Genomic DNA, 12153 nt, shown 5'->3' on the forward strand with positions numbered 1-12153 from the left:
AGTATTTGGATTGGCCGTCTGCTGTCATCTGCCAGAGACAGGTGTACGCAGGGTCACAAATTCTTCTGCCGAGGTCGGGTGCACACCGATGGTTTCATCGAATAGGCGCTTGGTCGCACCCGCTTTCAACGCGATGGCCAGCCCTTGGATGATGTCTCCGGCGTCGGGACCCACCATGTGCGCGCCCAAGACCCGATCGGTAACAGCATCCACCACCAGCTTCATCAACGTCTGCTCAGACGAATCCGTGAGGGTCAGTTTCATCGGCTTGAATCGGCTTTCGAAAACGGTCACATTGTGGCCATTCTCCAGCGCCTGTTCCTCCGTCAGTCCAACGGTTCCGATGTTGGGCTGGCTGAACACAGCAGTGGGAATATGGCGGTAATCTACTGGACGATATTCTTCAGGTTTGAACAATCGACGAGCGACCGCCATGCCTTCCGCCGTGGCGACTGGGGTCAGTTGCACTCGGCCGATCACATCACCCAACGCCAGAATCGATGGCTCGCGGGTTTCGAAGTTGTCGTTGACGTCGATGTAACCCTTGTCATTGAGTTCGACTCGGGTATTTTCCAGGCCCAGATTGTCGAGCATTGGCCGCCGCCCCGTAGCGTAGAAAATGCTGTCGGTCTCTAGTTGACGACCGTCGTTGAGCGTCGCCAGTAGACTACCGTCAGACTGTTTATCGATCTGAACGATATCGGTGTTGAATTCCAATTGCAGTCCGCGCTTGGTCAGCTCCTGCACCAGGTGCGTGCGAACCGATTTATCAAACCCACGCAGGAATAGATCACCGCGATACAGAAGGCTGGTGTCGGCACCAAGGCCATTGAAGATGCCGGCGAATTCGACGGCGATGTAACCGCCGCCCACCACCAGTACTCGCTTGGGCAGTTGCTCCAGAAAGAATGCTTCATTCGATGTGATGGCATGCTCGCGACCTGGAATATCCGGAATTTGTGGCCAGCCGCCTGTTGCAATCAAAATGCGTTCGGCGCTGAAACGCTGTCCATTGATTTCCACATGATGCGCGTCGGTCAGTCGTGCATGACCTTCGAGTAATGTTACGCCGCTGTTGATCAGCAGTTTGCGATAAATACCATTGAGTCGTTCGATCTCACGGTTCTTGTTGGAGATCAATTTTCCCCAGTCGAATTGTGCCTTGCCCGCAGTCCAACCAAAGCCCTCGGCCTGTTCAAAGTCGTCAGCAAAATGGGACCCATAGACCAGCAGTTTCTTCGGTACGCAACCGACGTTGACGCATGTACCACCGAGGTAGCGACTCTCGGCAACCGCCACTTTCGCGCCAAACCCTGCGGCAAAACGCGCTGCACGGACACCGCCGGAACCTGCACCAATCACAAATAAATCAAAGTCGTAGGTCATCTCAATTCTCTGCAAGGTCGCACAACACATGGGCGCCGAATGTCGTTATAGGGGAGAAAAACGAAGCTTCAATGCACGCAAAATCGGGGCGCATAGTTTCAGGACCGACGCCTTGTTCTGATGCGTGCTGGATCTGTGCGTGACATGAGCCGCTCTAGATTCGCTAGCCAGCGCTCCCATCAATTGGGGCAGCAAAAAGCCGCCTTCGTATTCGGTATGGGCCATGACTGGAGTATCCAACCAAGGGTTACCGTCGTAGGAATGAGCGACATCAATCATGTGGGGACTCCCTGGATGGACACTGCATTAACCCGAAATGGGTCAATTGCTTCTGCGTTCAGTCTCACCATGTATGGGCAATTAGAGAACCAGCAGGGATGTCATGACTTAATTGTGCTGAGTGAAATAATCCAGCGAGGCGTTGTTCTGAACATACTGATCAGGCTTGGCGTCAGCGTCTTATGCGAGGTCATTGATAGTCTCAAAATTCCAAGTCTCCGAAACACCTCCTGGTTCGAGTGCACCGTTGGTTAAGCGGAGGCATCGCAATGTACTGAAATGCATCTGGTGTCCTTTGAGATGCATGAAGTTAAAATGGAGAATCTTCTGGACACATAGCCAACAGTGTCCTTGGAAAAAATCAGCTCTCTGCCGAGCTACGGATAAACCCGATCGGTCCCCTTCCTGGCCGTCCACACCATGGTGAAACCGCTTCATGTCTCTTGCGCTCGAACGTCTAGTCGCTGGCACGCCAATCCCTTTCGCGGGTAATCGTGTCTCTGTGGTCAGCCCCAAACTGGCGGCTCGCTTCCAGCCCGGAGACCACCTGCTGGTGGAACAGGTCAGCGGCGAGTTGTTGTTGATCCCGGTGGCGGATCAGCAAGCGGCTGCCGTGGCGATCGAGCGCGCCGAAGCGGCGTTCAGCGCCATGTCGGCGGTCTCGGATCAGGCGATCAGCGGGTTCTTCGATCTGTTTGCCCAACGTCTGGAAACCCCCGATTCCTGGGCCTTGATCGAGGCGGCGAACCTGGCCGACATCGAGCGGGCCAAGGCCCGCGGACGCTCCACCACGCGCCTTCTGGCTGATGAACGCATGCGCCGCGACATGATCGCCGGCCTCAGGGCCTGGCGCGATGCGTCGGCCACGCGCGGCAAAGTGGTCAGTTGCATCGAGCATGACGGCTGGAAAGTCGAGCAAGTGGTCTCGCCTTTGGGCATCGTCGCGTTCGTCTTCGAAGGCCGGCCGAACGTCTTCGCCGACGCCGCCGGCGTGTTGCGCACGGGTAACACGGCGGTGTTGCGCATTGGCAGCGATGCGTTGGGCACGGCGCAAGCCATCGTCACCCACGCGCTGAATCCGGCACTGAGCGACGCCGGGTTGCCGACTGGCGCGGTGTCGCTGGTGGAAAACGTCAATCACGCGGCCGGTTGGGCGATGTTCGCCGACCGGCGCCTGTCGCTGGCGGTGGCCCGTGGTTCGGGTCGCGCCGTCAGTCAATTGGGCAGCATCGCCCAACAGGCCGGCACCGCCGTCAGCCTGCACGGCACCGGTGGTGCCTGGCTGATCGCCGATACCGGGGCCGATGCCACGCGCTTCGCCAGTGTGGTGAGCAACTCCCTCGACCGTAAAGTCTGCAACACCCTCAATGTCTGCCTGATCCACCGCGACCGCGCTGCTGAACTGGTGCCGCTGTTTCTCGACGCGCTGCAACAGGCCGGCAAGGCACGGGGTCAGGGATGCAAGTTGCACGTCGTCGAGGGCAGCGAACAGTACCTTCCCGCGGATTGGCAAAGTGCAACCGTCGAGGTCTATCGCGCCGAAGGCTACCGCACCGAAGCACTGGCCGAATCCTTACCTGTAGATCAGTTGGGCCGGGAATGGGAGTGGGAAGAAACCCCGGAAGTGAGCCTGAAAATCGTCGACGACCTGGACTGCGCCATCGCCTTGTTCAACCGCTACAGCCCTCAGTTCACTGTGTCATTGATCAGCGAAGACGCAGCGGCCCATGAGCGTTTCTACAATGCGGTCAACGCGCCTTTTGTCGGCAACGGCATTACCCGTTGGGTCGATGGCCAGTACGCCCTCAACAAGCCGGAACTGGGCCTATCGAACTGGGAGAGCGGGCGCCTCTTTGCGCGTAGCGCGATTCTCTCGGGCGATGGTGTGTTCACCATTCGCAGCCGCATGACTCAGACCGATTTGTCGGTCAAACGTTAAGGCATAGACAGCATTTAGCGCACGCCTTGGTATCACCAGGGCGTGCGTTTTTCGTTACTGCTTGATCAGGAACTGGCGGGTAAGGGCAGCGACCTCATCCAGTCGGGTATCCATCACAAAATGTCCTCCGTCGAGGATAGCTATCTGTGCGTCGGGCAAGTCTCGATTGAATGCCTCAGCACCTGCGACAGTGAAGGCTAGGTCATGCTTGCCTCAGATCACCAGTGTGGGTAGGTGATGTTCACGAAGCCATTGCTGCCAACTCGGGTAGGCTTCTAGGTTCGTGCGATAGTCATAAATCAACGCCATCTGAATCGCACCTTCACCAGGGCGATTGAGGAACGCTACTTCGTCTTGCCATAGATCAGGGTTATACGCCGAGACGTCCGGATCACTCCCGATGTGGCGCTGCCGGGTTACGTCAACGGACAGATGCGCCGCCTGGAACTTGGCCTCATACGCGTTACGGTCGGCCCAGTAGGCCTTACGGCTCTCCCACATCTTGCCCAGACCGTCGGCGTAGACGTTGCCATTCTGGAACACCATGGAAGTCACCGCCTGCGGTCTCGCCATCGCCAGCCGCATACCGACTGGAGCACCGTAATCCTGCATGAACAGACTGTATTTCTTGAGCCCGACGGTATCGGTGAAGTGTTCGATCAACGTTGCGAGGTGATCAAACGTATAGACAAACTGATCCGGTGTAGGCGCATCGCTATTGCCAAATCCTGGGTAGTCCGGTGCGATCAAGTGAAAGCGGTCGCCTAATTGCCGCATCAGTCCGTCATACATGCGTGATGAGCTGGGTACTCCATGTAGTAACAGCACTGCCGGGGCGTTGACGTCGCCGATTTCTCGATAGGCGATATTCACGCCATCGACCGTCACTTGGCGATACATCATTTTCGGCATTTCCGCTTGAGCATGGCCGAAGCCAAACATCAACGGCAATGCTAGCAGCGTCAGGTATTTGAATAGGGACATCACCGGTACTCCATCGTGCAGAGCTGCTCTGCTGAGAGGTTCAAGTCAGAGCGCTGTCTCCGCGCACGTAAATACTCGACACATCGGCGATAGAGCGGAATGACTACCAATGACAATGCGGTATTTCACCGGATGAAAGAGTGGTGCTCAATAACGAAATCGGAATCACAGATGGAAGCCATAAAGCTGGACACCTTCGCGCAAGCGGTCGATGGCGTTATTGGTCATTTCTGGGTTTTAGTCGCTGGCTAATGCGAGCAATTTTTCACTTGGCCGCCCTACCCCAAGATGTGGGCTACAGGACGGCACTATCCGGCCTTGTATCAAGTGACGATCAAAACGCGACGTTCGCGGAGTAATTGCCGAGCGGAGTCCGCCATCACCGGAAGAGCGCCCGCCAGCATCAACACGTCTTTGAGTACCAGGCGACCGCCACCGGACAGGTAGGGAAACCCATGTTGAGCGTCGCCGAGAGCACCCACCCAGGCTTCGGGCGTGGTGATCAGAAAGCTCAGGGTCACCAGTGGCGTGCCGAAGGCCAATGCACCACCGAGCAGCCCAGTGCGTCGTGAGATAGGGTTGGACAGCACCAACAAACCAATCAGGAGTTCGACAACACCCAGCCCGGTCGAGAACCCGTACGTGTTGTTGGCTGTCTGCCATGCGCGCTTCTCGACGTTCAGTTCACCTTCATGGGTCAGGTGAGCCTTGTACTCTTGCGGGTGTTCATAGAAGAACGACATGAACGGGCTGTTAGCGACAAACGGTGTGATGCTATCCGCCTCGTAGGGTACGAATTTGAGCGCTCCGATCCACAGGAACACAACGCCGATTGCCAGTCGCATGAGCGATGCGCCAAAGGTATCCAGTTTGCTGATTAATCTTAACCAGGCAGTAAATGAAGTGAGCATGAGACTTCTCCAGAAGATTGAATGTGGAGGTAGTCTGCGGTGTTAGCGAACGGTGCTTTTGTTCGTCATGCTCAAGTTGTTGCTTGATCGTCTCAAGGTGTCCTAGACATTTTGATGGCGTAAAAAAGCCTCGACACTTTGCAGTGACGAGGCTCCAAGTGAACGCATGTGATACTAGTTTTTCAACGTGTCATACGCTTCAAGCGTGCGCAACGAATAGATGTATGCAGCGCCCGCGTTCATCGAGATAGCGGTCGCCAGCGTCGCAGCCACCTCTTCGCGGCTCGCGCCAGCCTTGACCGCAGCGTTCGTGTGAGCAGCGATACACCCGTCGCAGCGAGTAGTGACGGCAACGGCGATCGAGATCAGCTCGCGTGTCTTGACATCCAGTACATTGTTTTCGGCAGCGGATTCACCGAGGGCCATGTAAGCCTTGACCATTGTGGGATTGCTCTTGCCCAGTGCGCCGAAGGCTTTCTGGATGGTGGGCAACAATTCGGACCAGTTACTGAACATTGCATTAACTCCTGAGCGGGTTGGTGTACTGTTTCAACACGCTCAGTTTTCCCCTGTGGCGAGATATCCGCTCAGTTTTTTCTGCGAAGCTCTCAAATGAATTCAATCGATAAACTCATCAGATTGGCTAACGTTCGAGGCAGCCTGGATCTGCGTTGTCAGTTTCAAGGGGATTGGGCTCGAGATCACGAGCAGGAGGTCTTGGGAAAAGCGCCCTATCACATTGTGTTGGAGGGAGCGTGCCGAGTGGAGTTTCCGGATGGCCAGCGCCTCCCCATGCGCGCCGGTGACATATTGCTGCTACCTCGGGGCGCACCACATGTCATGAATAGTCTTGGGAAAACTGTTCAGCCAACATCACCAAAACTCGTCTCTGGTGGGGTTTTGCCGACATACCGCATTGGGAGTGTCAGCACAGATCTGGACATGCTGTGCGGTGGCTTTCACTACAATCGGGCTTCGATGTTGTTTGCAGCTCTACCTGAGTATCTGGTGATTCCCAGTGGAGCCTTACCGGACAATGGTCCATTAGCGGCGTTGGTCGAGATGTTGCGCGGTGAAGCAGATGGCGACCAGGCGGGCGCTCGATTTTTGCTGGATGCGTTGTCTCAAGCGTTGTTCACTTTGATTCTGCGCGCACACCTAGCAAGTCACGGTCAAGACAGCGGCACGCTTGCATTACTCAGTGATAAACGTTTGCGTCGCGCCTGGCAGGCGATGTTGGCTGACCCTGCTTACGAATGGACAATAGAGGGCCTGGCCGAGACTGCGAGTATGTCTCGTGCAACCTTTATGCGGGCTTTTGTTAAGGTGGCTGGCGTATCGCCGTGGGTGTTGCTTACGCAGGTCCGAATGGAGTTGGCCTTCAGCCTACTGAGTCACTCGCACTTGGGATTGAACGATATTGCAGCCCAGGTTGGGTATCAATCGCAGGCCGTGTTCAGCAAGAAATTCAAGGAGATTTATGGTGAGGCGCCGGGACGGGTGCGGCGTGGAATTTAGTTTCTCCGACATTTCCATTTGCCGGAGAACAATGCGCTCGATAGGACGGATCAGCCTCGAGCGGCTTGCGACACGGCAAACGTATCCTCGAGCATCTTGAAACTACTGATCAGCCCATTGCTGATGTCCAGCACAAGCACAAATGATGTTTCAATGAGTTTGCCCGTGGCGTTGACCCGTGATGCAAGCGCACCCAGGATCATTGCGCGATGTTCATTCGCCAAAATATCCTGAACAGTGAAGCTCTCGCTGGTGAGCAGAGTCGCAGTGTCCCTTACGAAATTAACAATTGCTTCTTTGCCCTGCTGCTTGCCGAGCCAAGGTAGCGCTCCCACGTCACCCGCAATTTCCCAATTCGCATTTTCAGCGAATAGGAGCGCTAATGCCTCAGCGTCGCCACTGCCCAGTTTCTGCAAAAAGTCCTGTGCGAATTCGAAATTGGCTTGCCCGTTCATCGTCAGTAAATCTCTGGTCGTTTTGAAGGATTAGATAGTGTTGGCGTCGAAGCAGAGGTTAGATCACTGGACACAGATAATCTCAGCGACATGCACCAGCAGCCTTAAAAACACTACTGCGATCACTGCTAAAGCTAAGCGCCACCCCGGTGGTGATTAGCCTTGCAATGGTAACCATATGAGCCTTTTTTGGTCGCGGTAGGGATGGCAGTCACCTGCCCCACCCGCACAGATCGGTACGTGCAGACCTACCGCATACGGCTCCTGCCGCAAGTGCGTGAAGCGAAGCGATCCTGATGGTACGGGTGCGCACTCTTTGGGCTCGGTATGTAGTGATCTGTCAGCCACCCGAAGCGAGACCATTGCAGCCGATTTCGCTAGCTGCGTTGCCCGAGATCCTGACGCCGGTGTCGGCGTATGGCTTCCTGAAGCCACTCAACAGCTTCAAGTTTCCTGGCACTGCGAGGTAGTTGAAGTAAGCACTCACCGCCCGATTAAGCCATTGGGCGCCAATAACACGCGCAGGATCGGCAGCCATTGTCAGTCGTTTTTTTTGAAACTCAAATACGTTGCAAAACCGACCTTCGGATCGCCCTTCAACTGGCCATTGCGAGCCGTTTTTCATGACTCCGCTCTCCCGGCTCCCTCTACAACCACTGTATTTCCCAGTGCGATGTAGTTGTAGTGCTCTACCTCGTGCTTTAGGCCGCCGAGATCCCCCATCAAACCCTGAATAAATGCAACAATCTCATTTTTCCCAATACGCGTTCCAAACTTGGGAAAATACAGCTGAACATCGTCACTAAAAAGGTCCAATATTGTCAGATCGCCAGCATCACCTTTAATAAAATAAAGCTTGGCGACATCTATCATTGCTGCGTTTGGTCTTCGTTATTCATTTGAATGCTCAACCGCTGCCGCGACCCAATTTGGTGTCCATTTCAAATCAATCTTGTTGTTAATAGATTGACCAGTACTGGGAAAGCTCACACTTTCCCAATACGTTCCGGATCAAATTTGGGCGATGCCGCCGTCGACAAATACTTCACTGCCGTTCACGAAGCTTGAATCATCAGAGGCCAGGAATACTGCTACCTTTGCGACTTCATCTGGATCGCCAACGCGGCCCATTGGAATCAATGAAGCAAAGTGATCCAGCAGACCTTGCTGCTGTGCCGCGTCTGGGCCTGCCAATTCTACGAGGCCTGGCGTCTTGATCGGACCAGGGCTAAGAGTATTCACGCGAATTTCCTGACCTTTCAAGTCGAGGATCCAGTTACGGGCGAAGGACCTTACGGCTGCTTTCGAAGCGGCGTAAACACTGAAATCTGGGGTGCCAACACTACCCGCAGTAGAGCCAGTGAGAATCACGGAAGCTCCCTTGGACAGCAGTGGCAGCGCCTTTTGGACCGTAAAAAGAACGCCTTTGGTATTTCGGCCGAAGGTGTCGTCGAAATGCTCTTCAGTGACATCTTTCAGATTGCTCATTTCACCGCCGCCGGCGTTCACAAACAAAACGTCAACACGACCGTGTTGTGCTTTCACCTGTTCGTACAACGCGTCCAATTGATCCAGCTTGGAAGAGTCGGCCTGAACGCCGGTTGCATTGCCGACAGCTAAAACAGCAGCATCAAGCTCAGCTTTGCGCCGACCGGTGATGTAAACATGAGCACCTTCCTTAGCGAAACGAATAGCGGTTGCCAATCCAAGGCCGCTGGTTCCGCCGGTGACGACGGCGATTTTACCTTCAAGTTTGCGTGACATTTGACGTTCCTCAGGTTGGCGCCGGAAAGCGCATGACCAAAGAATATCGACGAACCCTACCTTTCGAAATAGAATTGATTGCAAACCATCATTGCAGAACTGTCGATGTCAAAGATGCCGGATTTTGAAGGATTAGCGATGTTTGCAAAGGTAGCGGAGGAGCGTTCCTTTGCGGCGGCTGCGAGGGTGATGGGTGTCTCCGTCGCGACGGTTTCACGAGGAGTTGGACGCTTGGAAGAAAGGCTTGGTGCCCGTCTTTTAAATCGGACCTCCCGACAGCTCGCACTCACAGAGTTCGGACGCAACATAGCGGAAAGCGCTAGTCGCCTGTACCGAGAGGCTGAAGAAACAGAGGATATCGCACGCGAACTTTCGTCACAACCTAGAGGGATCGTACGGTTGGCAATACCGATGACTTACGGCGTCCGCTGGGTGGCCCCAATCCTACCGGCATTTCTTCTCGCTTATCCCGAAGTTTCAGTCGATCTCCACTTGTCCGACGCGTCAGTCGACCTCATTGGGGAAGGCTTCGATGCTGCGATGCGGATCGCCATACTTCCCGATTCGTCGCTAGTGGCACGACGAATTAGCCGAGTAGCTCGCTATCTTGTGGCGTCTCCTGGATACCTCAAACAGCATGGTCATCCAAAACACCCGCATGAACTCGTCGGTCGAAACTGCCTGGGATACGCCTATCGAGCCCAGAGTGACGTCTGGCGTTTACTCAATAAATCAGGAGATGAGGTCAGCGTTTCGGCCACTGGCTCACTTCGTGTCACGAACGTGGAAGCCCTGATCCCTGCCGTACTTGCAGGAATTGCCATTGCTGAACTTCCGGAATTCGTAGCCAGTGAGTATCTTCGCGACGGAAGACTTCAAGTGGTACTGCCAGAGTGGAGCATGCAGGAAGGAGGCCTGTATTTTGTGACGCCGACTGCTCGCACCCGGCCAGCCAAAGTGGATGTGCTCGCGGATTTTCTCATAGCCGAATTATCTGATCCGGCGTGGCGCATGAATAATCGCTCTTAGGCTCCCGGGTGGGTAAGCATAAACTTGGCAAATGTCGGCCGTTGGGAAGCGGCCTGTACAATCGGTGATTTGGCTGAGGTTACTGATGACGGATATTCGATGGTGAAGCTAGCAGCGAAGAGGTTCGTTGAAGGCTTCAAACGGTCCCCGGTTTGAACTCGCGCTGTTTGATGATGGAGACACGTGAGCTAAATCGCTTTACGAACTCGACCCGGCGCCTCCCCGTAGATTTCCTTAAATTTCTTGCTAAACGCCGCTTGAGACTGATACCCAACCTGCTCGGCGATGTCGATTAGACCGAGGTGTGATCGGCTGAGCAGACTGAATGCCAGCTCCATCCGAATCTGGGTTAAGAGCACCCATGGAGATGTCCGGCAACCTTCGCGAATGCACGCATGAAGGTTGCTCGTGACATCGTGGCCGCTTCTGCTAAGGCTTCAATGGTCCAATCGCGCCCCGGATCCTCCAGCGTATTCTGCCAAGCTCGGCCTAAACGCTTATCTGCGAGCAGCGCCAATGTGCCGCTAGTCTGCCGGTGCGTTGCTAGGTGAACGCGCAGTAGCAAGGTAAACAAAGCTTGGGATAGCGCATCGAGCATGAATTTGGAGCCAGCCTGCTCACCACTCGACTCTGCGCGTAAAAGCGCTACCAGTGCCGATAGCGGTTCGCTAGCTGGCTCTGATCCGCAAGGGATCACCAAGTAGGCTGGCCATGCTGCAAACAGCAGCGACGCTCGGCTGTAATGAAAGCTCCCACAAAGCATCTCCAGATCAGGACTGGCTCCTCCAATGCGATGCACCGGTTGCGTGCCACCGGCAACCAATTGAGGTTTGACAGCCTCGCCCCGTTTGCCTGGACTGGGCCATGTTCGCCGATCGACGCCTATCGCTGGCAGTGGCCCGTGGATCGGGTCGCGCTGTCAGTCAATTAGGGAGCATTGCTCAACAGGCGGGCACCGCTGTCAGTCTGCACGGGTGGCGCCTGGCCCATTTTCGGCTCGGCCAGCAAAAAAACAAACTGGCACGCCCGCGGATCCTTACTGACCAAATCAAGCCTATCTCACAGAGGTCTGAGTTTTTTCACCACGTCCAGTGCTCCTACGAGCAGGTTGGAAGCATGCTCAAAGTTGTCCCGCTGGCCCTTCATTTCATACGCCCACTTTGTGCCATGAAAAAAATTGTTCCTGAATCGGTACACGATTAGAAGAGAAGCACTCACGCAGTTAATCTGGTCAATTTACTGGAGCGCGAAAAGTACGACGGCAAGACGGGCCGAATCGCTCAAGGGCTGCTACGGACAGACTTGGTGATACTCGATGAACTGGGGTATTTGCCCTTCAGCCAGAGCGGTGGTGCACTGTTATTTCACCTGCTGTCCAAACTGTACGAGCAAACCAGCGTCGTCATCACCACCAACCTCAGCTTCTCAGAATGGTCGAGTGTGTTTGGCGACGCCAAGATGACCACTGCGTTGCTGGATCGGCTGATGCACCACTGCCACATCGTTGAAACGGGCAACGAGTCCTACCGTCTGCAACACAGCAGCTTGGTCGCCCAGACAAAGATCAAATCACGTGAACGAAAGCGCAAGGACGATGATGGTGCCGAGGACGATGAGCCGTTTTGATCTGCACCGAAAATACCCTGCCGCATGACTCCATGCGGTGGGGCTCGTGCATCTATCACCGGGACACTGCTGCTAAGCTTATCCACAATTGTTGATGCAAAAATCAGCAATCCGCCCTGGGTCAATTTTCAATCGGCAGGGTGGGTCAGTTTTCAATCAGCGCCGACAATCACAAGCCCTTGCAAGGCGGTATGGTGTTGAAACCAAACAGATTCAAATTTCTATACATCGAAAAATGCCGATCGGGCAGGCTGAAGATTAG

Annotated in this window: 12 protein-coding genes and 2 pseudogenes; 4 read left to right on the forward strand and 10 right to left on the reverse strand. The window is 54.9% G+C overall.

The features are described from left to right. Window positions 1-24: 24 nt before the first annotated feature. On the reverse strand, window positions 25-1386 hold the full coding sequence (gene gorA, locus ACYZTW_RS16590; protein ID WP_462000917.1) for a glutathione-disulfide reductase: 1362 nt from the start codon (window positions 1384-1386) through the stop codon (window positions 25-27). Window positions 1387-1431: 45 nt separating this feature from the next. Continuing rightward, window positions 1432-1665, reverse strand: a complete 234-nt coding sequence (locus ACYZTW_RS16595; RefSeq protein ID WP_462000918.1) for a hypothetical protein — start codon at window positions 1663-1665, stop codon at window positions 1432-1434. A 436-nt stretch (window positions 1666-2101) separates the two neighbouring features. Between ACYZTW_RS16595 and ACYZTW_RS16600 the strand changes: the two genes are divergently transcribed. Then, window positions 2102-3604 (forward strand): aldehyde dehydrogenase family protein, encoded by a 1503-nt coding sequence (locus tag ACYZTW_RS16600; protein ID WP_462000919.1) that lies wholly within the window; start codon window positions 2102-2104, stop codon window positions 3602-3604. Window positions 3605-3817: 213 nt separating this feature from the next. Here the strand turns inward: ACYZTW_RS16600 and ACYZTW_RS16605 are convergent, their stop codons facing one another. The 3 genes from ACYZTW_RS16605 to ACYZTW_RS16615 form a co-directional block, all read right to left on the reverse strand. After that, window positions 3818-4588: an alpha/beta fold hydrolase gene (locus ACYZTW_RS16605; RefSeq protein WP_462000920.1), complete on the reverse strand. Its 771-nt coding sequence runs from the start codon at window positions 4586-4588 to the stop codon at window positions 3818-3820. Window positions 4589-4911: 323 nt separating this feature from the next. Then, a complete protein-coding gene (rclC, locus tag ACYZTW_RS16610) occupies window positions 4912-5499 on the reverse strand; it encodes a reactive chlorine resistance membrane protein RclC (protein ID WP_140678591.1) in 588 nt (195 codons plus the stop codon). 174 nt (window positions 5500-5673) lie between these two features. After that, window positions 5674-6015, reverse strand: coding sequence for a carboxymuconolactone decarboxylase family protein (locus tag ACYZTW_RS16615; protein WP_462000921.1), 342 nt, complete (start codon window positions 6013-6015; stop codon window positions 5674-5676). 96 nt (window positions 6016-6111) lie between these two features. Between ACYZTW_RS16615 and ACYZTW_RS16620 the strand changes: the two genes are divergently transcribed. Beyond that, window positions 6112-7017 carry an AraC family transcriptional regulator gene (locus tag ACYZTW_RS16620; protein WP_462000922.1) on the forward strand — a complete coding sequence of 302 codons (906 nt, stop codon included), beginning with the start codon at window positions 6112-6114 and terminating at the stop codon, window positions 7015-7017. A gap of 50 nt (window positions 7018-7067) precedes the next feature. Here the strand turns inward: ACYZTW_RS16620 and ACYZTW_RS16625 are convergent, their stop codons facing one another. The 4 genes from ACYZTW_RS16625 to ACYZTW_RS16640 form a co-directional block, all read right to left on the reverse strand. After that, complete coding sequence (locus tag ACYZTW_RS16625) at window positions 7068-7472, reverse strand: nuclear transport factor 2 family protein (RefSeq protein ID WP_462000923.1); 405 nt, start codon at window positions 7470-7472, stop codon at window positions 7068-7070. A gap of 340 nt (window positions 7473-7812) precedes the next feature. Next, window positions 7813-8097, reverse strand: coding sequence for a hypothetical protein (locus ACYZTW_RS16630; protein WP_462000924.1), 285 nt, complete (start codon window positions 8095-8097; stop codon window positions 7813-7815). Further along, complete coding sequence (locus ACYZTW_RS16635) at window positions 8094-8345, reverse strand: nuclear transport factor 2 family protein (RefSeq protein ID WP_462000925.1); 252 nt, start codon at window positions 8343-8345, stop codon at window positions 8094-8096. The genes ACYZTW_RS16630 and ACYZTW_RS16635 overlap by 4 nt, the downstream gene beginning before the upstream one ends. A gap of 138 nt (window positions 8346-8483) precedes the next feature. Next, window positions 8484-9236: an SDR family NAD(P)-dependent oxidoreductase gene (locus tag ACYZTW_RS16640; protein ID WP_140678581.1), complete on the reverse strand. Its 753-nt coding sequence runs from the start codon at window positions 9234-9236 to the stop codon at window positions 8484-8486. A gap of 105 nt (window positions 9237-9341) precedes the next feature. Between ACYZTW_RS16640 and ACYZTW_RS16645 the strand changes: the two genes are divergently transcribed. Continuing rightward, window positions 9342-10265, forward strand: a complete 924-nt coding sequence (locus ACYZTW_RS16645; protein ID WP_462005770.1) for a LysR family transcriptional regulator — start codon at window positions 9342-9344, stop codon at window positions 10263-10265. Between the two features lie 188 nt (window positions 10266-10453). On the opposite strand, the pseudogene ACYZTW_RS16650 reads toward ACYZTW_RS16645, so the two are convergent. Beyond that, window positions 10454-11124 (reverse strand): annotated as a pseudogene (locus ACYZTW_RS16650) (AraC family transcriptional regulator); the annotation flags it as partial. A 362-nt stretch (window positions 11125-11486) separates the two neighbouring features. Between ACYZTW_RS16650 and ACYZTW_RS16655 the strand changes: the two are divergent. Then, window positions 11487-11891 (forward strand): annotated as a pseudogene (locus ACYZTW_RS16655) (ATP-binding protein); the annotation flags it as partial. Between the last annotated feature and the right edge of the window lie 262 nt (window positions 11892-12153).

This window comes from Pseudomonas sp. LB3P25, assembly GCF_054897985.1.

Coding starts and splice junctions, on each gene's coding strand:
- gorA (WP_462000917.1), bottom strand. CDS start 1,386: ATGACCTACGACTTTGATTTATTTGTGATTGGTGCAGGTTCCGGCGGT.
- ACYZTW_RS16595 (WP_462000918.1), bottom strand. CDS start 1,665: ATGATTGATGTCGCTCATTCCTACGACGGTAACCCTTGGTTGGATACT.
- ACYZTW_RS16600 (WP_462000919.1), top strand. CDS start 2,102: ATGTCTCTTGCGCTCGAACGTCTAGTCGCTGGCACGCCAATCCCTTTC.
- ACYZTW_RS16605 (WP_462000920.1), bottom strand. CDS start 4,588: ATGTCCCTATTCAAATACCTGACGCTGCTAGCATTGCCGTTGATGTTT.
- rclC (WP_140678591.1), bottom strand. CDS start 5,499: ATGCTCACTTCATTTACTGCCTGGTTAAGATTAATCAGCAAACTGGAT.
- ACYZTW_RS16615 (WP_462000921.1), bottom strand. CDS start 6,015: ATGTTCAGTAACTGGTCCGAATTGTTGCCCACCATCCAGAAAGCCTTC.
- ACYZTW_RS16620 (WP_462000922.1), top strand. CDS start 6,112: ATGAATTCAATCGATAAACTCATCAGATTGGCTAACGTTCGAGGCAGC.
- ACYZTW_RS16625 (WP_462000923.1), bottom strand. CDS start 7,472: ATGAACGGGCAAGCCAATTTCGAATTCGCACAGGACTTTTTGCAGAAA.
- ACYZTW_RS16630 (WP_462000924.1), bottom strand. CDS start 8,097: ATGAAAAACGGCTCGCAATGGCCAGTTGAAGGGCGATCCGAAGGTCGG.
- ACYZTW_RS16635 (WP_462000925.1), bottom strand. CDS start 8,345: ATGATAGATGTCGCCAAGCTTTATTTTATTAAAGGTGATGCTGGCGAT.
- ACYZTW_RS16640 (WP_140678581.1), bottom strand. CDS start 9,236: ATGTCACGCAAACTTGAAGGTAAAATCGCCGTCGTCACCGGCGGAACC.
- ACYZTW_RS16645 (WP_462005770.1), top strand. CDS start 9,342: ATGTCAAAGATGCCGGATTTTGAAGGATTAGCGATGTTTGCAAAGGTA.